This is a genomic window from Nocardioides sp., from assembly GCF_041913365.1.
Classification (GTDB): Bacteria; Actinomycetota; Actinomycetes; order Propionibacteriales; family Nocardioidaceae; genus Nocardioides.
On the sequence record NZ_JAYSFM010000005.1, the window covers coordinates 46,233 to 67,725 of the forward strand.

General features: G+C 72.7%; 23 protein-coding genes and 1 pseudogene. 20 read left to right on the forward strand and 4 right to left on the reverse strand.

Annotation, left to right across the window (positions count from 1 at the left end; genetic code table 11):
* Positions 1 to 30 precede the first annotated feature (30 nt).
* From ACE3QY_RS13070 to ACE3QY_RS13085, 4 genes and pseudogenes are all read left to right on the forward strand, one after another.
* Positions 31 to 2,265 (forward strand): annotated as a pseudogene (locus tag ACE3QY_RS13070) ([protein-PII] uridylyltransferase); the annotation flags it as partial.
* Between the two features lie 96 nt (positions 2,266 to 2,361).
* A complete protein-coding gene (gene ffh, locus ACE3QY_RS13075; protein ID WP_374456462.1) occupies positions 2,362 to 3,927 on the forward strand; it encodes a signal recognition particle protein in 1,566 nt (521 codons plus the stop codon).
* Between the two features lie 14 nt (positions 3,928 to 3,941).
* Positions 3,942 to 5,171: an aminopeptidase gene (locus ACE3QY_RS13080; protein WP_374456463.1), complete on the forward strand. Its 1,230-nt coding sequence runs from the start codon at positions 3,942 to 3,944 to the stop codon at positions 5,169 to 5,171.
* Positions 5,172 to 5,183: 12 nt separating this feature from the next.
* Positions 5,184 to 5,546 carry a hypothetical protein gene (locus tag ACE3QY_RS13085; RefSeq protein ID WP_374456464.1) on the forward strand — a complete coding sequence of 121 codons (363 nt, stop codon included), beginning with the start codon at positions 5,184 to 5,186 and terminating at the stop codon, positions 5,544 to 5,546.
* A 65-nt stretch (positions 5,547 to 5,611) separates the two neighbouring features.
* On the opposite strand, the gene ACE3QY_RS13090 is transcribed toward ACE3QY_RS13085, so the two are convergent.
* A complete protein-coding gene (locus ACE3QY_RS13090; RefSeq protein ID WP_374456465.1) occupies positions 5,612 to 6,247 on the reverse strand; it encodes a hypothetical protein in 636 nt (211 codons plus the stop codon).
* A gap of 167 nt (positions 6,248 to 6,414) precedes the next feature.
* Here ACE3QY_RS13090 and ACE3QY_RS13095 point away from each other — a divergent pair, with 167 nt between their 5' ends.
* The gene (locus tag ACE3QY_RS13095) at positions 6,415 to 7,506 is read left to right on the forward strand and encodes an amidohydrolase family protein (RefSeq protein WP_374456466.1); all 1,092 of its coding nucleotides are present in this window, start codon (positions 6,415 to 6,417) and stop codon (positions 7,504 to 7,506) included.
* Between the two features lie 52 nt (positions 7,507 to 7,558).
* Here ACE3QY_RS13095 and ACE3QY_RS13100 read toward each other — a convergent pair whose 3' ends face one another.
* Together ACE3QY_RS13100 and ACE3QY_RS13105 are read right to left on the reverse strand one after the other, a co-directional pair.
* A complete protein-coding gene (locus ACE3QY_RS13100; protein WP_374456467.1) occupies positions 7,559 to 8,089 on the reverse strand; it encodes a hypothetical protein in 531 nt (176 codons plus the stop codon).
* Positions 8,090 to 8,231: 142 nt separating this feature from the next.
* The gene (locus ACE3QY_RS13105; RefSeq protein WP_374456468.1) at positions 8,232 to 9,131 is read right to left on the reverse strand and encodes a VanW family protein; all 900 of its coding nucleotides are present in this window, start codon (positions 9,129 to 9,131) and stop codon (positions 8,232 to 8,234) included.
* 80 nt (positions 9,132 to 9,211) lie between these two features.
* On the opposite strand from ACE3QY_RS13105, the gene ACE3QY_RS13110 reads away from it, so the two are divergent.
* The 15 genes from ACE3QY_RS13110 to ACE3QY_RS13180 all read left to right on the forward strand — a co-directional run bounded on the left by ACE3QY_RS13110 (position 9,212) and on the right by ACE3QY_RS13180 (position 20,807).
* Positions 9,212 to 9,871 carry a GNAT family N-acetyltransferase gene (locus tag ACE3QY_RS13110; RefSeq protein ID WP_374456469.1) on the forward strand — a complete coding sequence of 220 codons (660 nt, stop codon included), beginning with the start codon at positions 9,212 to 9,214 and terminating at the stop codon, positions 9,869 to 9,871.
* A 73-nt stretch (positions 9,872 to 9,944) separates the two neighbouring features.
* Positions 9,945 to 10,436 carry an RNA polymerase sigma factor gene (locus tag ACE3QY_RS13115; protein WP_374456470.1) on the forward strand — a complete coding sequence of 164 codons (492 nt, stop codon included), beginning with the start codon at positions 9,945 to 9,947 and terminating at the stop codon, positions 10,434 to 10,436.
* Positions 10,426 to 11,082, forward strand: a complete 657-nt coding sequence (locus ACE3QY_RS13120; protein WP_374456471.1) for a hypothetical protein — start codon at positions 10,426 to 10,428, stop codon at positions 11,080 to 11,082. Before ACE3QY_RS13115 ends, ACE3QY_RS13120 begins: the two co-directional genes overlap by 11 nt.
* 170 nt (positions 11,083 to 11,252) lie before the next feature.
* Positions 11,253 to 11,771 carry a 30S ribosomal protein S16 gene (gene rpsP, locus ACE3QY_RS13125; protein ID WP_374456472.1) on the forward strand — a complete coding sequence of 173 codons (519 nt, stop codon included), beginning with the start codon at positions 11,253 to 11,255 and terminating at the stop codon, positions 11,769 to 11,771.
* Between the two features lie 5 nt (positions 11,772 to 11,776).
* The gene (locus ACE3QY_RS13130; protein WP_090973096.1) at positions 11,777 to 12,019 is read left to right on the forward strand and encodes an RNA-binding protein; all 243 of its coding nucleotides are present in this window, start codon (positions 11,777 to 11,779) and stop codon (positions 12,017 to 12,019) included.
* Positions 12,020 to 12,251: 232 nt separating this feature from the next.
* Positions 12,252 to 12,824, forward strand: coding sequence for a ribosome maturation factor RimM (gene rimM, locus ACE3QY_RS13135; RefSeq protein WP_374456473.1), 573 nt, complete (start codon positions 12,252 to 12,254; stop codon positions 12,822 to 12,824).
* The gene (trmD, locus tag ACE3QY_RS13140) at positions 12,821 to 14,011 is read left to right on the forward strand and encodes a tRNA (guanosine(37)-N1)-methyltransferase TrmD (protein WP_374456474.1); all 1,191 of its coding nucleotides are present in this window, start codon (positions 12,821 to 12,823) and stop codon (positions 14,009 to 14,011) included. Before rimM ends, trmD begins: the two co-directional genes overlap by 4 nt.
* A gap of 199 nt (positions 14,012 to 14,210) precedes the next feature.
* A complete protein-coding gene (gene rplS, locus ACE3QY_RS13145) occupies positions 14,211 to 14,561 on the forward strand; it encodes a 50S ribosomal protein L19 (protein ID WP_374456475.1) in 351 nt (116 codons plus the stop codon).
* A 136-nt stretch (positions 14,562 to 14,697) separates the two neighbouring features.
* Positions 14,698 to 15,432, forward strand: coding sequence for a signal peptidase I (gene lepB / locus ACE3QY_RS13150; protein WP_374456476.1), 735 nt, complete (start codon positions 14,698 to 14,700; stop codon positions 15,430 to 15,432).
* Between the two features lie 62 nt (positions 15,433 to 15,494).
* The gene (locus ACE3QY_RS13155) at positions 15,495 to 16,208 is read left to right on the forward strand and encodes a ribonuclease HII (protein WP_374456786.1); all 714 of its coding nucleotides are present in this window, start codon (positions 15,495 to 15,497) and stop codon (positions 16,206 to 16,208) included.
* Complete coding sequence (locus tag ACE3QY_RS13160; RefSeq protein WP_374456477.1) at positions 16,205 to 16,513, forward strand: DUF2469 domain-containing protein; 309 nt, start codon at positions 16,205 to 16,207, stop codon at positions 16,511 to 16,513. The genes ACE3QY_RS13155 and ACE3QY_RS13160 overlap by 4 nt, the downstream gene beginning before the upstream one ends.
* A gap of 140 nt (positions 16,514 to 16,653) precedes the next feature.
* Complete coding sequence (locus tag ACE3QY_RS13165) at positions 16,654 to 17,055, forward strand: YraN family protein (protein WP_374456478.1); 402 nt, start codon at positions 16,654 to 16,656, stop codon at positions 17,053 to 17,055.
* Positions 17,055 to 18,656, forward strand: a complete 1,602-nt coding sequence (locus tag ACE3QY_RS13170; protein WP_374456479.1) for a YifB family Mg chelatase-like AAA ATPase — start codon at positions 17,055 to 17,057, stop codon at positions 18,654 to 18,656. Before ACE3QY_RS13165 ends, ACE3QY_RS13170 begins: the two co-directional genes overlap by 1 nt.
* Positions 18,653 to 19,819, forward strand: coding sequence for a DNA-processing protein DprA (gene dprA, locus ACE3QY_RS13175; protein ID WP_374456480.1), 1,167 nt, complete (start codon positions 18,653 to 18,655; stop codon positions 19,817 to 19,819). The genes ACE3QY_RS13170 and dprA overlap by 4 nt, the downstream gene beginning before the upstream one ends.
* 88 nt (positions 19,820 to 19,907) lie before the next feature.
* Positions 19,908 to 20,807: a tyrosine recombinase XerC gene (locus ACE3QY_RS13180; RefSeq protein WP_374456787.1), complete on the forward strand. Its 900-nt coding sequence runs from the start codon at positions 19,908 to 19,910 to the stop codon at positions 20,805 to 20,807.
* 98 nt (positions 20,808 to 20,905) lie between these two features.
* On the opposite strand, the gene ACE3QY_RS13185 is transcribed toward ACE3QY_RS13180, so the two are convergent.
* The gene (locus ACE3QY_RS13185) at positions 20,906 to 21,478 is read right to left on the reverse strand and encodes a M23 family metallopeptidase (RefSeq protein ID WP_374456481.1); all 573 of its coding nucleotides are present in this window, start codon (positions 21,476 to 21,478) and stop codon (positions 20,906 to 20,908) included.
* Positions 21,479 to 21,493: the final 15 nt, after the last annotated feature.

A 21,493-nucleotide genomic window follows, 5' to 3' on the forward strand; every position in this document is an offset into this window, starting at 1 on the left:
TCCTCCGCTGCGCTCCTCCGAGCAACGACGCAGGGACCCCGCATGACCGCAGCACAACGCCAGACCAGGGCCACCTCGGCCGACGAGCTCTGCCGGCAGGCATACGCTGCCGCCGACGGGCCCGCCTCCGGGGTGGCCCTGGTCGCGGTCGGGGGCTACGGGCGCGGCGAGCTCGCCCCGCACTCCGACCTCGACGTGGTGCTCGTCCACGAGGACGACACCGAGCTGGGCGAGCTCGGCGGGTCGCTGTGGTACCCGCTGTGGGACTCCGGCAAGCGGCTCGACCACTCGGTCCGGTCGATGAGCCAGATGCTCGACGCCGCAGGCGACCTGCGGGTGGCCCTCGGGCTGCTCGACGCCCGGCACCTGGCCGGTGACCCGGGGCTCAGCCTGCGCCTGCGGACGACCATGCTGGCCGACTGGCGGCGTCAGGCGCGCTCGCGGTTGCCCGAGCTGAAGGCGCTCACCCACAAGCGGCACGAGGTGACCGGGGAGCTGGCGCACGCCTCGGTGCCCGACGTGAAGGAGGCCGAGGGCGGGCTGCGCGACGCCGGCGTGCTCAAGGCCATCGAGGCCAGCTGGCTCGTCGACGCGTCCACGCCGGCGCTCGAGGCGGCCCGGCTGCTGCTCCTCGACGTCCGTGACGAGGTGCAGGAGCTGGCCGGGCGGTCCGGTGACCGGATCGCCCCCGAGATGTGGGCGCCGCTCGCCGAGCGCCTCGACCTCCCCGACGCCGAGGCCGCGCAGCGCCACGTGCGCTCGCTCGGGCGCCGGATCGCGCACCTGTCGCGCCTGGCGTGGCGGCGTACGGACGCGGTGATGGCGCGGCCGACGGGGGAGAAGGGGCGTCGGACGCCCGCCCTCGAGCGGATCGCCCCCGGCATCGCGCTGTCGCGCGGCGAGGTGGTCCTCGACGCCGGGACCAAGCCGGGCGACGACCCGACGCTCCTGCTCCGCGCGGCGGCCGAGGCGGCGAGCCGCGACGCCGTGCTCGCGCCGACCACCGCCGCCCGCCTGGTCCGCGAGGGCGCCGAGCTGCCGACGCCGTGGCCGGCGCCGGCCCGCGACGCGCTCGTCCGGCTGCTCGCCAGCGGCAGCGGCCTGCTGCCGGTGTGGGAGACCCTCGACGAGGTCGAGGGGATCGAGACCTTCCTGCCGGAGTGGGAGCAGATCCGGCTGCTGCCGCACGCCTCGGCGATCCACCGCTTCACCGTCGACCGGCACGTCGTGGAGACGTGCGCCGAGGCCGGGTCCCTGATCCGCGGCGTCCGGCGCCCCGACCTGCTCCTGGTCGCCGCCCTGCTCCACGACATCGGCAAGGGCTCGCTCCACGACCACTCCGTGGCCGGGGAGCCGCTGGCCCGCAAGATCGTCACCCGGATGGGCTTCACCGACCTCGACGCCGAGGTGGTCGCCTCACTCGTCCGGTGGCACCTGCTGCTGGCCAACCTCGGCACCACCCGCGACCCGGACGACCCGGCGACCACGGCCGAGCTGCTCACCCACGTCCCCGACGCCGCCAGCCTGGAGCTGCTGCGCGCCCTCACCGAGGCGGACGCCCGGGCGACCTCGTCGGCGGCCTGGACGTCCTGGCGCGAGTCGCTCATCGACCGGCTCGTCTCCCGCGCCGGTCACGCGCTGGGTGCGGAGATCACGCACGCGACGCCGGTGGAGTCGCTCCCTGTCCCCGACGCCGTACGCCGTGACCCCGGGGCGGTCTCGGTCGAGATCACCCCGCACGAGGTCGGCGCCACGGTCACCGTGATCGCCGCCGACCGGGTGGGCCTGCTCGCCGACGTGGCCGGAGGCCTGGCGGCCCTGCGGGTGCCGGTGAAGGCCGCCCGCGCCTGGGCGCAGGTCGACGCCGAGGGCGAGTGGGGCGTGAGTGCCTGGGAGGTGCCAGACGCCTACCTCGACGCGTCCGTGGTCCGCGAGCGGATCCGGCGGGTCGTCGAGGGCAGCCAGCGCCTCCCGGAGCTGGCCGCGCGGCCCGACGACGAGCTTCCGCCGATCGTGGAGGTACGCCCGGACGCCTCCCGTGCCTCGCTGGTGCTGGAGATCCGGACGTCCGACCGCCCGGGCGTGGTGCACCGCGTGCTCACCACGCTCGCCGGGCTCGGCCTCACCGTCGCCTCGGCCCACGTCTCCACGCTCGGCCCGCAGGCGGTGGACGTCTTCTACGTCCAGGAGGTCGGCGGGGTCCGCCCCACGGAGGAGCGGGCCGCGGCAGCCGCCCACGCCGTACGCACTGCGCTGGGCGGCTGATCCCTCGTCGAGGCGGTCCGACGCGGGCGCGGCCGTTAGGCTTGAGCGTCGTACCACCCTGACTTCCGCCACCGATGCGAGGGACTGACCCACACCGTGTTCGCCACACTCTCCGACCGCCTTGCCGACACCTTCAAGAACCTGCGGGGCAAGGGTCGGCTCTCCGAGGCCGACATCGACGCCACCGCACGCGAGATCCGGATCGCGCTGCTCGAGGCCGACGTCGCGCTGCCGGTCGTCAAGGAGTTCGTCGGTGCGGTGAAGGAGCGGGCGCGCGGCGAGGAGGTCAGCGGCGCCCTCAACCCGGCCCAGCAGATCATCAAGATCGTCCACGAGGAGCTCGTGACGATCCTCGGCGGGGAGACCCGTCGCCTGCGCTACGCCAAGAGTGGCCCGACGGTCATCATGCTCGCCGGCCTCCAGGGCGCCGGCAAGACGACGCTCGCCGCCAAGCTCGCGCTGTGGCTCAAGGAGCAGGACAAGACCCCGATGCTGGTCGCCGCCGACCTGCAGCGCCCCAACGCGGTGCAGCAGCTCCAGGTCAACGGCGAGCGCGTCGGCGTGCCCGTCTTCGCCCCGGAGCCGGGCAACGGCACGGGCGACCCCGTCGACGTCGCCCGGGCGTCCATCGACGAGGCGAAGCGCACGCTGCACGACGTGGTCATCATCGACACCGCGGGCCGCCTCGGTGTCGACGAGACGCTGATGAAGCAGGCCGCCGACATCCGCGACGCGGTGCAGCCCGACGAGGTCCTCTTCGTCGTCGACGCGATGATCGGCCAGGACGCGGTCACGACCGCCCAGGCCTTCCTCGACGGCGTCGGCTACGACGGCGTGGTGCTCACCAAGCTCGACGGCGACGCCCGCGGTGGTGCGGCCCTGTCGATCCGCTCGATCACCGGCAAGCCGGTCATGTTCGCCTCCAGCGGCGAGAAGATGACCGACTTCGACCTGTTCCACCCCGACCGGATGGCCTCGCGCATCCTCGACATGGGCGACATGCTCACCCTGATCGAGCAGGCCGAGAAGGCCTTCGACTCCGACCAGGCGATGAAGGCCGCGGAGAAGCTCGGCACCAAGGGTGGCTTCACGCTGGAGGACTTCCTCCAGCAGATGATGCAGATCCGCAAGCTCGGCTCGATGACGAAGATCATGGGGATGCTCCCGGGCATGGGGCAGTTCCGCGACCAGCTCGAGAACTTCGACGAGCGCGAGATCGACCGCATCCAGGCGATCATCCAGTCGATGACACCCGCCGAGCGGGAGAACCCCAAGATCATCGACGGCTCCCGCCGCGCCCGCATCGCCAAGGGCTCGGGCCGTCAGGTCTCCGACGTCAACCAGCTCGTCGACCGCTTCTTCGAGGCGCGCAAGATGATGGAGCAGATGGCGCGCGGGGGCGGGATGCCCGGGATGCCCGGCCTGCCCGGTGCGGGCGGCAAGCGTGCCGGTGCCCGCCAGCAGCCGCAGAAGGGCAAGAAGGGCAAGAAGCGCGTCTCCGGCAACCCCGCGAAGGCCGCCCAGCAGAAGGCCGCCGAGAAGGCCGCCGCCGCTGAGAAGGCCGGCAACCCCTTCGGCAACCCCGACGGCGCGGAGATCGACTACGAGAAGGCCGCCGAGCAGCTCAACCTCCCCAAGGACTTCTCCCAGTTCCTGAAATAGCGTTGAGTGACGGCATGACCGAGCCGTTCGACCACCTGCTGGAGAAGTACGCCCGTCTCGTCGTGCGCGTGGGCGTCAACGTCCAGCCCGGGCAGGAGGTGGTCATCAACGCCCTGCCGGAGCAGGCCGACGCTGCGCGGGCCGTGGCCGACGAGGCCTACCGGGTGGGGGCGTCCCGGGTCCGCATCGACTACGGCGACCCCCACGTGAAGCGGGCCGCCGTCGAGCACGGCCCCGAGGACCAGCTCGGCGTCTCGCAGGAGCACGAGCTCGCCCAGGTGCGGGCGTGGAAGGACAGCAAGCCCGCGCTGATCAGCCTCACCGGCAACCCCCACCCGACGCTGATGGAGGGCCTGGACCCGGCGCGGCTGGCGAAGTCGACGCCCCTCGACCTGATCCAGCAGGTCATGCCGCTGATCCTGTCCAACAAGGTCGCCTGGACCGTCGTCGGCGCCCCGACGAAGGGATGGGCGGACAGCGTCGGCGTCGCCGACCTCGCGCAGCTCTGGGACGCGGTGGCCGTGGCCATGCGCCTCGACCAGGCCGACCCGGTCGCCGCGTGGCAGGCCCACGTCGCGAAGCTGCGCACCCGGGCCGCGATCCTCAACGGCCACCGCTTCGACCGGATCCGCTACCGCGGCCCGGGCACCGACCTCACGCTCGGCATGGCGGCCGGCTCGACGTGGGTCGGCGGGGCGCTGGAGAACGAGGACGGCGTCGAGTTCGTGCCCAACATGCCCACCGAGGAGGTCTTCATCTCCCCGGACTGGCGTCGCGCCGAGGGGCACGTCCGGACGTCCGCCCCGTTCTTCCTGGCGTCGATGGGGACGTTGGTGGAGGACCTCGCCCTCGAGATCAGCGACGGCACCATCACCGGTGCCACGGCCGCCCGCGGCGAGGAGGAGGTCCGCGCCCAGTTCGACCTGATCCCGCGCTCGAAGCACTTCGGCGAGGTCGCCATCGTCGACTCCGACTCGGCGGTCGCGACCACCGGGCTGGTCTACAAGGACATGCTCTTCGACGAGAACGTCGGGTCGCACGTCGCGTGGGGCATGGGCTACACGACGGCGATGGACGGCACGCTGCCCCTCTCACCGGACCAGCGGGTCGACCAGGGCCTCAACCAGTCCGACACGCACGTCGACATCGTCATCGGCAGCCCGGAGGTGCAGATCGACGGCATCCACGCCGACGGCACGGTCGTGCCGGTCACCCGCGGCGACGAGTTCGTGCTGCGCGACTGACACACTGGCGGTGTGGTCTCGTTCCTGGTCGTCGACGGCGCCAACGTCGTCGGCTCGGTGCCGGACGGCTGGTGGAAGGACCGTGCGGGTGCCGCCCGCCGGCTCCACGAGCGGCTGCTCGTCGCCGACACGTCGTACGACGAGATCGTGCTGGTGCTCGAGGGCCAGGCCAAGGCGGGCGTCCGGGCCGGCCGGGACGGCCACGTCACGACCGTCCACGCCGCGCGCGATGGCGACAGCGAGATCCGGGCACAGGCGCGGCGAGCCGCGGAGTCGGGCAACCCGGTCGTGGTGGTGACCGCCGACCGGATGCTCGCGGCCAACGTGGCTCCGGCGCAGGTGCTCAGCCCGTCCTGGTTGCTCGACCGGATCTGAGCCGCGTCGGCTTCCCGCTGCGGAGGCGGCGCCGCCCGTCGTGGGACGGCGCCACCTCGTGGGGATCAGACGCCCAGGTTCAGCGCGCCGAGGATCTGGTTGAGCAGCGTGACGAGCTGGCCGAGCAGTCCGGCCAGCGGGGTGCCGTCGAGCAGCCCGGCGACCGCGCAGAGCAGGTTGCCCAGGAGCTGGCCGGCTCCGGCCACCGCGACGACGTCGAGGACGACGCGCTGCAGGTGCACCTCGAGGCCGAGGACGTTGAGGTCCAGCGGGCCGAGCACCAGGTTGAGGATGTCGCACGCGGCAGCACGGGTGCTGGTGCGCGCGTCGGTCGCAGACTGGCCGTTGATCTTCTTCACCGGCATCTTCTTGATGCCCGAGAACTTCGTCACCGTGCCGTTGTCGTGGTGGATCTTGCCCTCCAGGAAGCCCTTGGCCCAGAGGGTGCCGTCGCGCTGGACGAAGCGGGTCGGCGTGAACGTGCCGGAGACCTTGTCGCCCTCCGACGTACGTCCGACCACGGTGCTCTTCATCCGGCCCTGGTCGGACTTGCCGACGACCGTGCGGTCCGAGGACGTGCTCGGGGCGGCGGAGGCCGCGCTGATGCCCACCGAGGTGAGGCCGACGGCCATCACGAGGCCGAGGACCGCGGTCGTGAGTGTCGCGGAGAGCCGGCGGGCGAGGTGTGGGGTGATGCTCATGCTGATCATTCCTCCCAGGTCGTGCCCGTCGCGGCCGGCGGTAGCCGGGCCGTCGTGGCCGGGGACCACCCGTTCGGGGAGGGCCCGCCCTCAGGCATCCGTTCGACGCTAAGTGGTCTGGACCACACGTCCCACACCCCAACGGAGGCAGGTCCTAGGGTCGGTCCATGCCCCACCCGACTGTCCACCGCTACCGCGGCCCGGTCCTGCCCGACGGCGAGGTACGCGACCTGTACGTCGTCGACGGACGCATCACGTTCGAGCCCCAGGCCGGCGCCGACACCGTCGCCGAGGGATGGATCGTCCCGGGCCTGGTCGACGCGCACTGCCACCTCGGCCTCGACGACTTCGGGGCGACCGACGACGAGGCCACCGAGCAGCAGGCGATCGACGACCGTGACGGGGGCGCGCTGCTCATCCGCGACGCCGGGTCCGCGGCCGACACCCGGTGGATCCACGACCGCGACGACCTGCCGCGGCTGATCCGCTGCGGTCGCCACATCGCCGCGACGAAGCGCTACATCCGCAACTACGCCCACGAGGTCGAGCCGGCCGAGCTCGCCGCGGTGGCCGCGCAGGAGGCCCGCAACGGCGACGGCTGGATCAAGCTCGTCGGGGACTGGATCTCGCGCGACGAGGGTGACCTGGCCCCCTCGTTCCCGGCCGAGGCGTTCGCCGCGGCGATCGAGGCCGCGCACGCCCACGGGGCGAAGGTCACCGCCCACTGCTTCGGCCACGGGGTGCTCCCGGGCCTGATCGAGGCCGGCATCGACTGCATCGAGCACGGCACCGGGCTGACCGAGGACCTGATCGACGCGATGGTCGCGCGCGGCACGCGGCTGGTCCCGACGGTCATGCAGCTCGACAAGTTCCCCGAGCACGCCGCCGCGGGACAGGACCGCTTCCCCGACTACGCCGCCACCATGACCGACCTCTACGACCGGATGCCGGCCACGATCATGGCGGCCTTCGAGGCCGGCGTACCCATCTATGCCGGGTCGGACGGCGGTGGCATCAGCCGCCACGGCAACATCACCGGCGAGATCGAGGCGCTGGTGCGGATCGGGATGCCCGCCCACGACGCCCTGGGCGCCGCGAGCTGGCGAGCCCGCGAGTGGCTCGGGGTCGACGGCCTCACCGAGGGCGCCTCGGCCGACTTCGTCGTCTACGACCGCAACCCGGTGGAGGACCTGTCCGTGCTCCGCACACCGTCGGCGATCGTGCTGCGCGGGGTCGTGGTCGGCGACCGCGCCCGATGACGAAGGGCGGCCACCCGACCGGGTGACCGCCCTCCTGAGGACCGTGGGTGCGTCAGCCGAGCTCGGCGCGCGCGTCCTTGAGGTGGGCCCGCGCGGCGCGGAGGTCGGCCTTCGTGCTGGTCGCGGTGATCGCGAGGGCGGCCTCCTCGGCGGCGGCGAGGTGCTCGGTGGCCTCGGGGTCACCCGCGGCGGCGGCCTCGATGCGCTCGGCCTTGCTGAGGACGTTCGCGACGATCCGGAAGTTCTCGATGCGGAAGGAGCGCAGCTCCTTGCGGGCCGCTCGGGTGTCGACGGTGCTGTCGGCGGCCTCGACCGAGGTCTTGATCTCGCCGAGGTCGGTGCGCGCCGCGCCGATGTTCGAGACCAGCGTCGCCTCGGTGTCGTCGGCGAGGCGGGTGACGGCGTCGCTGGTGGACAGCCGGTCCAGGCGCGCGTCCTTGCCGGCGATGTCCTTGAGCAGCTGCTTGGTCTGCCCCTTGACGGAGTGGTCCGGCTTGGCGGCCTGGGCCGTGGCGAGCGTGGACGGAGCCACGAGCGCGGCGGTGGCCACGAGGCCGGCGGCGAGACGGGTGGTGCGCTTCATCGGAGGGTGCTCCTCTGTGGTGGGGATGCGTGTGCTGCCCGCCGAGCTTGCCCCGACGAACTGGTCCAGACAACTCGACACCCGGTCGGACGTCCATCACCCTTTCGGGCCATCGACGCGTCGACGAGCCTGTGCTCCCCGCTCAGCCCGCGGCGTCGAGGTCGACGACGACCACGTCCGGACCGGGCACGTAGACCACGAGCGCGCAGTTGCTCCTCACCAGCTCCTCCGCGACCTCCTCACCGGTGCGCCGGTCGATGACCCGCCGCCAGATCTGGTTGCGGCGGAAGATCCGGCCCTCGCGCCGCAGGAACTGCTCGCCGCGCGCCTCCACTCGGTAGGACACCTCGGGCCGCACGTCGGCGCGCAGCTGGCCGTGGAGGTAGCGGTCCCCGACCCAGGCCCGGAGCTGGAAGGTGTGCGCGGTGTCGTTGCGGACCACGAGGTCGACGTAGTTGTAGACGATCGAGCAGCCCACACCCCACGGCAGCACCCGGCCGCGGTCGGGGAACGGGTCGAAGGAGTGCTCCGAGCGCTCCACGACGGTCAAGGGGGAGTGCAGCACCATCCAGTGGACGAGGTTCGCCAGCTGGCAGATCCCGCCGCCGACGCCCGCCTCGGCCGAGCCGTTGGAGAGCTTCATCCCGTCGAGGTAGCCCTTGCGCCGCGTGCAGTTGCCCACCACGCGGTTGAACGACAGGGTCTCGCCCGGCCGGACCACCAGGCCGTCGAGGCGGGCGGCGGCCAGCCGCAGGTTGGTGACCTTGTTGTGCTGCAGGTGCATCTGCGCCGGGTCCAGCTCGCGCAGCAGCAGCGAGCCGTGCTGCTTGAGCCGCACCGGCAGGTCGGCCTCGGCGCGGGTCCGCGCCCAGACGACCCGTCCGGACCACGCGTCCAGCACCCACTGCGCACGCCGTCGCGCCCGGTGCACCGCCACCGCGGCGGGCAGCAGCCACGGGTGCCGCTGGGTCAGGCGCGGGGGAGTGGTGAGCCGGGCCGGGAGCTCGAAGGGCTCCGGCCGTCCGGCGTGCGCGGTGGTCATGACCGGTAGACGCACCGGCGGTCGGCGTGGTTGCCGATATCGATTTGTGGGGCTTCGTCGCCCTCGATGAGGATGGCGCCATGACGACGCCGGCCGACCTCTACCCACCCTTCGGCCTGCACGTCGTCGCGGGATCCCTCGAGCTGCGCGGGATGACCGACGAGCTTCTCTTCGAGCTGTGCGCGGTCGCCGAGGCCGGCATCCACGACCCCGACGAGATGCCGTTCTACTTCCCGTGGAGCACCGCGCCTGCTGGGCAGCTCGGCCGCAACACCGCGGCGTACCACTGGGGCAAGCGCTCGACCTTCTCGCCCGAGGACTTCTGCCTCGACCTCGTCGTGCTGCTCGACGGCCGGGTCATCGGCGCGCAGGGCGTCGCGGCGAAGCACTTCCCGGTCACGCGGACCGGGGAGACCGGGTCGTGGCTGGGACGCGGGTTCCAGGGGCGCGGCCTGGGCACCGAGATGCGCCGCGCGATGTGCGCGCTGCTCTTCGACCACCTCGGCTTCGAGGAGATCACCTCGGCGGCGTTCCTCGACAACCCCGCCTCGCTCGCGGTCTCGCGCAAGGTCGGCTACCAGCCGACGGTGGTCAACCGCATCAAGCGTCGCGAGGGCGAGCTGGCGCTCAACCAGGGCCTGGTGCTCACGCCGGACACGTTCGTGCGCGGCGACGTGCCGGTGCAGGTGACCGGGGCCGAGGCGGTCCGGTCCTTCATCGGTCTCGACGCGGCGGCCTAGCCCGGGAGAAACTTTCCCGGACGGGTCAACCACCCGGGCGCTTCGTGGCTGTCACCTGTCATGGAGGCGCACGATGAGGGCCGTTGAGCAGCGGGAGTACGACTGGTACTTCCGCGCCTGCTTCCCGCCGGTCTCGCGGACGGTGTTCCTGATGGTGCACGACCGCGAGCTGGCCGAGGACATCACGCAGGAGGCGCTCTACCGCATGCTCCGGCACTGGCGCACGGTGTCGGAGTACGAGCGCCCCGAGGCCTGGGTGCGCCGCGTCGCGATCCGCATCGCGGTGCGCGAGCTGCAGCGGCGCGCCGCCCGGGTGAGCAAGGAGCGCCTGGCGCAGCCGACGGCGTACGACGAGCTGCCCGATCCCGACGTCGCCCGTGCGGTGGCTGAGCTGGCACCGATGCAGCGCGCTGCCGTCGTGCTCTTCTACTGGGAGGACCGTCCGGTGCACGAGATCGCCGAGGCGCTGGCCGTCTCGGAGTCGACCGTCAAGCAGCACCTGTTCCGGGCCCGGCAGCGCCTGGCCACCGTGCTCGGAGAAGGAGTGGACGACCATGCTCGTTGAGGACAGGCTCCGCCAGGGCCTCGAGGCGAACGCCACGTCGTTCACCCCGGCCACGGAGTGGCGGCTCGCGCAGGTGCACCGACGCCGGCGCAGGCGTCGTACGACGAACGCGGTGGCGTCCCTCGGCTCCGTCGCGGCAGCGGCAGCGGCGGTTGCCGCCGTCCAGCTCGGTGGCGGCTCGCTCCCGGTGCCCTCCCCCGATCCGGGGCCTGCGGCCCCCGGACCGGGCCTGATGCCACCGGCCTCCTCGCAGCCGACCGTGATCCCCGAGATGGGCGGCTACGGCCGGCAGGCCACCGAGGCGGAGGGCCTGGCGAGCGGGGTGCCACGCGGTGACGTCGAGCAGCTGGTCGGCAAGGACGGCGTGGTGCCGTTGGGCTTCAGGCTCGAGCAGGGCATCTACACGATCTGGACCAATGACGACCGGTTCTCCCCGACCGCGCACGACTACGGCACGTACGCCTTCGAGGACGGTGGACGGCTCGTGCTGACCTCGATGACGGACACCTGCCCGGGATGCACGACCACCCTCTCCTGGCGGTGGAAGGGGCGGGACCTGGTGTTCGGCTCGGTGGAGAGGGAGACCGACGGGGACGTCGCTTGGTGGCTCTGGTCGGGACGCTGGTACTACTCGGCCCCGGGCTGAGCGACCGGATTGGTCGTGCGCGGCCGACGTCTGGCAGAATCTTCCCTCGTGTCCTGCGCGCCCGGACCCTCTCATCCGAGCGACGCAGAGCCCTTCGAGTGACCTGACCCGGTGGCCCCACCTGGTGAAGGTCCCTCACCCACGACAATTTCTGAGGAGACACCACAAACGTGGCCGTCAAGATTCGCTTGAAGCGCCTGGGCAAGATCCGGGTGCCGCAGTACCGCATCGTCGTCGTTGACTCCCGCAAGAAGCGCGACGGCAAGGTCCTCGAGGAGATCGGCAAGTACCACCCCAAGGAGGAGCCGTCGCTCATCGACGTCGTCTCCGACCGGGCGCAGTACTGGCTCGGCGTGGGCGCCCAGCCCTCCGAGGCCGTCGAGGCCCTGCTCAAGGTGACTGGTGACTGGCAGAAGTTCAAGGGCCTGCCGGGCGCCGAGGGCACCCTCAAGGTGAAGGAGCCCAAGCGCTCCAAGCTCGACATCTTCAACGAGGCCCTCAAGGAGGCCGCCGCCGAGCCCAAGGGTGCCGCGGTGACCACCAAGAAGAAGGCCGAGAAGAAGACCGAGGAGCCCGCCGCCGAGGCGCCTGCCGAGGTGCCCGCCGACGAGACCCCCGAGGGTGCTGCCGAGGCCGCTGAGGCTGCCGAGACGGTCACCGCCGAGGACGCCGGCAAGAGCGAGGCGTGAGCGTCGTGCTGGCCGAGGCTCTCGAGCACCTGGTGCGTGGCATCGTCGACCACCCCGACGACGTCACGGTCCGCGACAAGCAGCTGCGTCGTGGCTCGATCCTCGAGGTCCGGGTCCACCCCGACGACCTCGGCAAGGTGATCGGCCGCAACGGCCGCACCGCGACGGCCTTCCGCACCGTGGTCTCGGCCCTCGCCGGCCGCGGCGGTGCGCGCGTCGACTTCGTCGACACCGACCGCCGTCGCTGAACCACCGCACAGCCTGTACGACGGGCGCCACCCCAACCGGGGTGGCGCCCGTCGTCGCATGTGCGGCCGGCCCCGCGAAGGTGGCGGCGCACGACATCCCAGCGGGTGTTCGACGTGTCGTCCGCCGCCACCCTCGGCGTTGAGTCGCTGGGAGACTCAACGCCCAGTGGCGGGCGCGCTGGCCCTTGAGTCGCTGGGAGACTCAACGCCCAGTCCCTCTACCCTTGGCCGCGTGAGCGAGGAGAGCGAGGCCGGCATCGAGGTCGTGGTCGGTCGCATCGGCAAGCCCCATGGCATCCGCGGCGAGGTCACCCTCGACGTACGCACCGACGAGCCCGAGCGGCGCTTCGCCCCGGGCGCCGTGCTGCGGGCGGAGGCCCCGGCGGGCGCCGACCGGCGTCCGGCCGCGCTCACCGTCGCGCGGGCCCGCTGGCACCAGAGCACCCTCCTCGTCACGTTCGAGGAGCTGCCCGACCGCAACGCCGCCGAGGCCGCCCGCGGCACCGTCCTGCACGCCACGATCGCCCACGACGAGGTGCCCGAGGACCCCGAGGAGTTCTACGACCACCAGCTCGTCGGCCTCGACGTGGTCGACCTCGACGGCACCCACCTCGGCTCGGTCAAGGGACTCGTGCACGGCTCCGCGCAGGACCTGCTCACCGTCCGCACCACCGACGGTCGCGACGCCCTCGTTCCGTTCGTCGCCGCGCTGGTGCCGGAGGTCGACCTCGCCGGCGGCCGCCTGGTCGTCGCCGACCGCCCCGGCCTGGTCTCGCCCTTCCCGGACGAGGAACCAGGCGCATGAGGATCGACGTCGTCACGATCTTCCCCGACTACCTAGCCCCGCTCGAGCTGAGCCTGCCCGGCAAGGCCCGCGACAAGGGGCTGCTCGACCTCCACGTCCACGACCTGCGTGACTGGACGACCGACCGGCACCGCACCGTCGACGACACGCCGTACGGCGGTGGCGCGGGCATGGTGATGAAGCCCGAGCCGTGGGGCCAGGCGCTCGACGCCGTGGCGAGCGGCGCCACCATCATCTTCACCACCCCGAGCGGCGAGCCGTTCACCCAGCGGCTCGCCGAGGAGCTGAGCGGGCACGACCACCTCGTCTTCGCCTGCGGGCGCTACGAGGGCATCGACCAGCGGGTCATCGAGCACGCCGCGACGGTCGGCACCGTGCGCGAGGTCAGCCTCGGAGACTACGTCCTCAACGGCGGCGAGGTCGCCGCGCTGGCGATCACCGAAGCCGTCGTCCGGCTGCTGCCCGGGTTCATGGGCAACGCCGACTCGCTGGTCGAGGAGTCGCACGCCGACGGCCTGCTGGAGTACCCCGTCTACACCAAGCCCGCCTCCTGGGAGGGCCGCGAGGTGCCCGGGGTGCTGCTCTCCGGCGACCACGCCCGGATCGCCGCCTGGCGGCGCGAGCAGGCGCAGCGCCGCACCGCCGAGCGCCGGCCCGACCTGCTGCCGGCGGCGGGCGCGGTCGGCGGCCTCGCCGACCTCGACGTACGTCCTGCGGTGCCCGCCGACGCCGGCGAGCTATACACCCTCCAGCGTGCTTGCTGGCTCCAGGAGATGGAGGCCAACCCGGGCGTGGAGATCCCGGCGCTGCGCGAGTCGCTCGACGACGTACGCCGCGGGTTGGGGGAGTGGACCGTCATGGTGGCGCGCGAGCCGTCCTCCGGGCGCCTGGTCGGAGCCGTGCGGGGCCGGCTGGACCGCCATGGCGAGTGGGACATCGGCCGGATCATGGTCGCGCCCGACCTGCAGGGCGGGGGCCTCGGGCGTGGGTTGCTCGAGCTCGTCGAGGACCTGGCGCCGGCCGGCGTCGAGACCTTCGTGCTCTTCACGGGCGCCGGCTCGACCGACAACATCCGGATGTACAAGAAGGCGGGGTTCCGGATGCGGCCGGATCGCAAGGCCCCGCCGGGCGCGGTCGTGCTCACCAAGACAGCAGGCAAGCGGGTCGGTCGGCGGATTTCACGCTGACGGCACGCTCTGGCAGACTTCTCCACTGGTCACTCGAGGCCAGGGTCGCCCGGACGCATCCACCGGATGCATCGCCCCGGGGTCCCGCCGGGAAGCACCTGCCACAGGGGGCGCACCGGCCGGCCAGGTCGAGGACCGACCGACACCACCAGCACTTCTGATACCGCGGCTGACCTGTGGCACTCGCGAGGAGCATGACATGAGCAACCTGATTGCCGACCTCGGCAACACCATCAAGCGTGACGACGTCCCGGACTTCCGCGCCGGTGACACCGTCAAGGTCCACGTCAAGGTCATCGAGGGCAGCCGCTCGCGTGTCCAGGTCTTCCAGGGCGTCGTGATCCGCGTCCACGGCTCGGGCATCGGCCGCACCTTCACCGTCCGCAAGGTCTCGTTCGGCGTCGGCGTCGAGCGCACCTTCCCGCTGAACTCCCCGATCTTCGAGAAGATCGAGGTCGTGACCCGCGGTGACGTCCGTCGCGCCAAGCTCTACTACCTGCGCAACCTGCGCGGCAAGGCTGCCAAGATCAAGGAGCGCCGCGAGGCCTGAGCCGGCGAGCGCGCGCCGCGAGGCGTGGGTTCGACCAGTGACTGGTTAGTCTCTGCGCGTGACTTCTGATGACCGCGGTTCCACGTCCCTCTCGGCGGGCGAGGAACCGCGGTCGTCGCGTTCGGGGGACGACCGCGTGAGGAAGAACGGCAAGCCCAGGCGCAAGCAGCTCCCGCTGTGGCAGGAGACGATCCTGCTGCTCGGCGTGGCGCTGGTGCTCGCCATCGTCATCAAGACGTTCTTCGTCCAGGCGTTCTACATCCCGTCCGAGTCGATGGAGCCGGGGCTGATCCTCAACGACCGGATCCTGGTCGAGAAGCCCTCCTACTGGGGCGACAGCGGTCCCGAGCGAGGCGACGTCGTGGTCTTCAAGGACCCGGGTGGCTGGCTGCCGCCGACGGAGGCCGCAGGCCCGACCAGCCCGATCGCCAAGGCGATGGCCAAGATCGGGCTCTACCCGACCGGCGGCCACCTCGTGAAGCGCGTCATCGGCGTCGCCGGCGACACCATCGTCTGCTGCGACGACAAGGGTCGCCTCGAGGTCAACGGGAAGGCCCTCGACGAGGACGACTACGTCAAGCGCAGCGGCGCCTCGTGCAACGGGCCGATGCCGAACAAGTGCGCCTCCGACTGGCAGGTCGGTCCGATCCCCGAGGGCCACATCTTCGTCATGGGCGACAACCGGTCCCGCTCGGCTGACTCGTCCTTCCACATGTGCCAGTCCGACGAGACCGAGTGCGTCCCTGGCGACGAGTTCGTGCCGGTCGACCTGGTCGTCGGGAAGGTCTTCGTGCTGCTCTGGCCGGCCGACCGGTTCCGCTGGAACCACCGCCCGGACAGCTTCGAGGACGTGCCCGCCCCGACCTCGTGAGGTCCGCGGTGAGCCACCCGTCCGACCTGTCCGCCCCGGTCCCGGCACCCTCGTCCGGGGCGGTGACCGTACGCCGTGACGCCGGGCTCTACGGCTACGAGCGAGCGCTCCGCCGCGCGGGCCTCGAGCCGATCGCCGGCGTCGACGAGGCGGGCCGCGGCGCCTGTGCCGGCCCCCTGGTCGCCGGCGCCGTCGTGCTTCCGCCGGGCAAGGCGGGCATCGTGCCGGGCCTGGCCGACTCCAAGCTGCTGACCGAGGCCGCCCGCGAACGCGTCTACGCCCAGGTCGTGCGGCGCGCCTTGTCCTGGTCGGTGGTGGTCATCGACTCCGAGGAGTGCGACCGCCTCGGCATGCACGTCGCCAACCTCGAGGCGCTGCGCCGCGCGGTCGCCCGGCTCGGGACCAGGCCGTCGTACGTCCTCACCGACGGCTTCCCCGTGGACGGGCTGGGTGTCCCCGGGCTGGCGGTGTGGAAGGGCGACCGGGTTGCCGCCTGCATCGCCGCTGCGTCCGTGATCGCCAAGGTCACACGCGACCGGCTGATGGTCGGCCTCGACCAGGAGTGGCCGTCGTACGACTTCAAGACGCACAAGGGCTACTGCACGTCCGAGCACGACGCCGCGCTCATGGAGCACGGGCCGTCGCCGGTGCACCGGATGCGGTTCGTCAACGTCCGCCGCGCCGCCGGGCTCGAGCCGATCCCCGCACCCGACGAGGGCCCGGCCACTAGTGTCGGTCCGGACGGGCCGGGGGACATCACGGAGGAGGACGCATGAGCGCGGAGGATCTCGAGAAGTACGAGACCGAGATGGAGCTCACCCTCTATCGCGAGTACCGCGACGTGGTGGGGATCTTCAAGTACGTCGTGGAGACCGACCGCCGCTTCTACCTCTGCAACCAGGTCGACGTGAAGGCACGCTCCGAGAGCGGGGACGTGTTCTTCGAGGTCTCGATGAGCGACGCGTGGGTCTGGGACATGTACCGCCCCGCCCGCTTCGCCAAGAACGTCAAGGTGCTGACGTTCAAGGACGTCAACGTCGAGGAGCTCGCCTCGCAGGAGATCGACCCGCCCAAGGACTGAGGGCACCCGGGCCACCAATCGTCCACAGCCCGGCCCGCTGACGCCTTCTCCACAGGGTCTGCGTCGTGCCCGCCGACACCGTCGGTGCGCCGCGGTGTGCTGGAGCCTCCCGAACCGGCCCACCTCGGAAGGCACCCACGATGGCCCGACCCGCTGCCACCTCACCCCTCGCGCCCGACCCGCTCGCCGCGCACAACCGCCTGCTCGGCAGGCGCGGCGAGACCATCGCCGCCCGCCACCTGGCCGGGCTCGGGATGGTGCTCCTCGACCGCAACTGGCGGTGCGACGCGGGTGAGATCGACCTGGTCCTGCGCGACGGCAGCGTCCTGGTGATCTGCGAGGTGAAGACCCGCACGTCGACCGACTACGGCGATCCCCTCGAGGCGGTCGACCAGCGCAAGGCCGATCGGCTCCGGCGGCTCGGGGCGCGATGGCTGCGCGTCCACGACTGCCACCCCGACGACGTCCGCATCGACCTGGTGGGGGTGCTGGTGCGCGCCGGCCGACCGGTCGAGGTCGAGCACGTCGAGGGGATCGGCTGATGGCGTTCGCGACGGCCCGGTCACTGGCCCTGAAGGGCGCGGACGGCCACGTGATCGACGTCCAGGTCGACGTCTCCCCGGGGCTGGTCAACACCACGATCGTCGGCCGCGTCGACAAGAGTCTCTCCGAGGCACGTGACCGGGTGCGGATGGCGATCAACAACGACTGCGGGCGCTGGCCGGCCACCAAGCGGGTGACGATCCTGCTCGCTCCGGCCGATCTCCCCAAGGGCGGCACCCACTACGACCTCGCCATCGCGATCGCGGTGATGGCGGCGGACAAGAAGCACGAGGAGCTGACGCCCGACCTGCTCGAGGGGTGGGCGTTCATCGGGGAGCTCTCCGTCTCGGGGGCCCTGCGGCCGGTGCCGGGGGTGCTGCCCATGGTGATCGCCGCGGCCGCGCACGGGATCACCCGGGTCTTCGTGCCCGAGCCGCAGGCCGTGGAGGCGGGACTCGTGCCGGGGATGACCGTGTTCGGGGTGCGCTCGCTGGCCCAGGTGTCCGCGGTCCTGCGCGACGTCGAGGTCCCGGAGGCCGATCCGGTGGTCGGGCCGTCGGCAAGTCCACTCGCGACGTGGCGGGGCGACGACCGGCTGGCCGACCTCGACCTGCGCGACCTCGACGGCCTCGAGGACGTCCGCTACGCCGTCGAGGTGGCAGCCGCGGGTGGCCACCCGCTGATGCTCATCGGCCCGCGCGGCACCGGGAAGACCTCGATCGCCGAGCGGATCCCGACGATCCTGCCCGACCTGACGACCGAGCAGTCGCTCGAGGTCACGGCGCTCCACTCCGTGGCCGGCACGCTGCCGCAGGGCAGCGGGCTGCTGAGCCGGCCGCCGTGGTTCGCGCCCCACCACTCCGCCACCGCGGCCAGCGTGCTGGGCGGCGGCACGGGCCGCGTGCGACCCGGCCAGGTGAGCCTGGCGCACCACGGGGTCCTGTTCCTCGACGAGTTCCCGCACTTCCGCTCCGACGTGATCGAGGCGATGCGGCAGCCGCTGGAGTCGGGTGAGGTGACGATCGCCCGCGGGGAGGAGTCGGCCACCTTCCCCGCCCGGTCCCTCGTCGTGCTGGCCGCCAATCCGTGCCCCTGCGGCAACTTCCACGGGCTCTCGGGCGGCGCCTGCGAGTGCACGGAGGTCCAGCGCACCCACTACCGCCGCAAGCTCTCCGGGCCGATCCTCGACCGGGTCGACATCTGGATGGAGGTCCGTCCTCAAGGCAGGCGCAGTGGTTCCTGGCGGTCGGGTCCGGAGTCGTCGGCCGACGTCCGGGCGCGCGTGGTCGAGGCCCGCCAGCGGCAGGCCCGCCGCTACCGCGACTGCTCCTGGCAGCTCAACGCAGGCTGCCCGGGCCCGGTGCTGGTCGAGCGCTGGCCGCTCGACCCCGAGGGCCAGCGCCAGATCGACCTCGAGCTGTCCGCGGGCCGACTGACCCGCCGCGGCCTCACCCGCGTGCAGCGGCTCGCCTGGACCGTGGCCGACTGCGCCGGCGTGTCCCGCCCCGGCCCGCGCGAGGCAGACATCGCCCTGGCCCTCCGCTCCGACGACCCGGCCCGGAGCCTTCCCGCCCACGTCACCTCGGTAGTGGCCTCGTGACCGCCGCAGGCACGGGGGAGGTGCCGGCGTTCCCCGGCCCGCCCGGCAGCGTCCCGGAGGCGGAGCGGCTGGCCCGCGTCGTGCTCAGCTGCGGGGTCGAGCCCGGCGACGGCAAGACCTCGTCGCTGATCCGCCAGATCGGCGCCGAGAGGACGCTCGAGCAGTCGCTCGTCCCCAAGCCCGACAGCGGGCTTCCCGAGCGGCTCGCCGAGGTCGACCCCGTCCGCCAGCTCGAGCAGGCAGCACGCTGCGGCATCCGCTTCCTCGTCCCGGGGGACCCGGAGTGGCCACGCGGGCTCGGCGGGCTCGACGACGTGATCACCCTCCAGGGTGTCGGCGGCACCCCGCCGGGCCTCTGGGTCAGGGGGCCGATGCCGCTCACCGAGCTCGCCGAGTCGGTGGCCGTGGTCGGGTCGCGGGCGGCATCGGTCTACGGCGTGGAGATGACTCGCGCGATCTGCGACCACCTCGCCCTGGCGCGGGTGCCGGTGGTGTCCGGCGGAGCGCTGGGGATCGACTTCGAGGCTCACGACGCGACCCTCGTCTCGGGCGGCGCCACGGTGGCCGTCCTCGCCTGCGGCGTGGACCGCGTCTACCCCGCCGCCAACCGGCGCCTCCTGCAGCACCTCGCGGCCGAGTTCGCCGTGGTGTCCGAACAGCCTCCGGGCTCGATCCCGACCCGGCCGCGGTTCCTCGCCCGCAACCGCCTGATCGCGGCCATCACCCGCGGCACGGTGGTGGTGGAGGCGGCCCTGCGCAGCGGTGCCCTCAACACGACTGCCTGGGCCGAGGCGCTGAACCGCCACGTCATGTGCGTCCCCGGGCCGGTCACCAGCTACACCTCCCGCGGCGTCAACCACTGGCTGCGCGAGGGGAGGGGCACGGTCGTCACCCACGGCGCCGAGGTGCTCGAGCTGCTCGGCAGCGCGGGGGAGCGCCTCGTCGAGGAGCCCCGCGGGGAGGAGCGGCCGCGCGACTCGCTGACGTCGGTCGAGCAGCACGTGCTGGAGTGGGTGCCGGTCAGCACCCCGGCAGCCGTGGACTCGATCGCTCGCCTGTCGTCGCGCCACGTCCGCGACACGGACAGCACCCTGCGGCGCCTGCACGCCAAGGGGTTCGTCCGGTTCGAGGCCGGCGGGTGGCGGCTCGCGCCTGACGTGTGACGGGCCCCGGCGCGCCTAGGCTGCGAGGGTGAGCGACGCAGAGGTGCGTGGGGAGGCCCCCGAGGAGCAGCGCGGCCTGCCTGAGCCGATGGTGCGCCTGCTCGGCGACTACGAGCGCCACCTCGTCTCCGAGCGCGACCTCGCGCCGCACACGGTCCGCGCCTACCTCGGTGACCTCTCCAGCCTCCTCGACCACTGTGTGCGCCTCGGCCTCGACGACGTGACGGAGCTCGACCTCCGCACCCTGCGCAGCTGGCTGGCCCGGCTGCAGACGACCGGCCGCAGCCGGACGACGATCGCCCGCCGCGCGACCGCGGCCCGGGTCTTCACGGCCTGGCTGCACCGCACCGGCCGCCTGCCCACCGACCCGGGTGCTGCGCTTGGCTCCCCGAAGAAGCACAAGACGCTGCCCCCGGTGCTGCGTGCCGACGAGGCCGAGGCGCTGATCCGCGCCGCCGCCGAGCTCGCCGACGACGGCACGCCGGTCGGCGTCCGCGACGTGGCGATGCTCGAGCTGCTCTACGCAACCGGCGTACGCGTCGGGGAGATGGTGGGGCTCGACATCGACGACGTCGACGCCGAGCGGCGCGTGGTGCGGGTGTTCGGCAAGGGGCGCAAGGAGCGCTCGGTGCCCTACGGCACGCCCGCCGGGCGCGCCCTCGACCGCTGGCTCGCTGTCGGGCGCCCGGCGCTGCGGATCGAGGCGTCGGGACCTGCGCTGTTCCTGGGGGCGCGGGGACGCCGGATCGACCAGCGGGCGGTCCGCGACCTCGTGCACCGGCGGATCGCCGACGTGCCCGGCGCTCCCGACATCGGCCCGCACGGCCTGCGGCACACCGCGGCCACGCACCTGCTCGAGGGCGGTGCCGACCTGCGGTCCGTCCAGGAGCTGCTCGGCCACGCCTCCCTCGCGACCACCCAGCTCTACACCCACGTCACGACCGACCGGCTGCGTCGCGCCTACCAGCAGGCCCACCCCCGGGCCTGACGCCCCGCTCGCTGGTCCGTCATCCCGATCCGAACGCATCGGGTCGGATTCGGATGACGGACCGTGCGGCGGACCGCGCGGCGGACCGAGCGACGTGCTCACGCCAGCCAGTCCACCGGCCGCCGCCAGCCGTCCAGCGGGGGAGTCCACGGCAGGCGCAGGGTGGCCGGGTCGTCGCGCCACAACGGCAGGAGGCGCACCGGCCCGGACCCGACGAGGGTCAGCGGATCGAGGTACTCCTCGCTGTCGCCGGACCCGCGGATGAGGCCCCAGTGCAGGCAGGCAGCGGGGAAGCAGTGGCTGTCGGAGGTCGTGAGGCGGCCCAGCACGTCGCCCGCGACGACCTGCTGGCCGCGCTCGACCACGGCCACGACCGGCTCGTACGTCGTACGTCGCCCGCCGTGGAGCACCGTGACGACCGGCTTGCCGGCGATCGACCCCGCGAAGCCAACCGTGCCCGGCAGCGATGCCAGCACGACCTGACCCGGACGGCCGGCCAGGTCCACGCCGCGGTGGCCGGCGGCCCACGGGTGGGGAGGTGGCTCGAAGCCCCGGACGACCTCGGGCTCCGGAGAGAGCGGCCAGACGCCTCCGGGTTCGCCGGCGCCGGCGTACGCCACGCCGGGGACGACGAGCAGGGCGAGGAGGACGGCTCCGACGACGGATCTCATCCCGCGATCCTCGGC

Bases quoted from the DNA above. Each gene is read 5' to 3' on its own strand.
- ACE3QY_RS13080 (WP_374456463.1), top strand. From the start codon at position 3,942: ATGACCGAGCCGTTCGACCACCTGCTGGAGAAGTACGCCCGTCTCGTC.
- ACE3QY_RS13090 (WP_374456465.1), bottom strand. From the start codon at position 6,247: ATGAGCATCACCCCACACCTCGCCCGCCGGCTCTCCGCGACACTCACG.
- ACE3QY_RS13095 (WP_374456466.1), top strand. From the start codon at position 6,415: ATGCCCCACCCGACTGTCCACCGCTACCGCGGCCCGGTCCTGCCCGAC.
- ACE3QY_RS13100 (WP_374456467.1), bottom strand. From the start codon at position 8,089: ATGAAGCGCACCACCCGTCTCGCCGCCGGCCTCGTGGCCACCGCCGCG.
- ACE3QY_RS13105 (WP_374456468.1), bottom strand. From the start codon at position 9,131: ATGACCACCGCGCACGCCGGACGGCCGGAGCCCTTCGAGCTCCCGGCC.
- ACE3QY_RS13110 (WP_374456469.1), top strand. From the start codon at position 9,212: ATGACGACGCCGGCCGACCTCTACCCACCCTTCGGCCTGCACGTCGTC.
- ACE3QY_RS13115 (WP_374456470.1), top strand. From the start codon at position 9,945: ATGAGGGCCGTTGAGCAGCGGGAGTACGACTGGTACTTCCGCGCCTGC.
- ACE3QY_RS13120 (WP_374456471.1), top strand. From the start codon at position 10,426: ATGCTCGTTGAGGACAGGCTCCGCCAGGGCCTCGAGGCGAACGCCACG.
- trmD (WP_374456474.1), top strand. From the start codon at position 12,821: ATGAGGATCGACGTCGTCACGATCTTCCCCGACTACCTAGCCCCGCTC.
- rplS (WP_374456475.1), top strand. From the start codon at position 14,211: ATGAGCAACCTGATTGCCGACCTCGGCAACACCATCAAGCGTGACGAC.
- ACE3QY_RS13160 (WP_374456477.1), top strand. From the start codon at position 16,205: ATGAGCGCGGAGGATCTCGAGAAGTACGAGACCGAGATGGAGCTCACC.
- ACE3QY_RS13165 (WP_374456478.1), top strand. From the start codon at position 16,654: ATGGCCCGACCCGCTGCCACCTCACCCCTCGCGCCCGACCCGCTCGCC.
- ACE3QY_RS13170 (WP_374456479.1), top strand. From the start codon at position 17,055: ATGGCGTTCGCGACGGCCCGGTCACTGGCCCTGAAGGGCGCGGACGGC.
- ACE3QY_RS13180 (WP_374456787.1), top strand. From the start codon at position 19,908: ATGGTGCGCCTGCTCGGCGACTACGAGCGCCACCTCGTCTCCGAGCGC.
- ACE3QY_RS13185 (WP_374456481.1), bottom strand. From the start codon at position 21,478: ATGAGATCCGTCGTCGGAGCCGTCCTCCTCGCCCTGCTCGTCGTCCCC.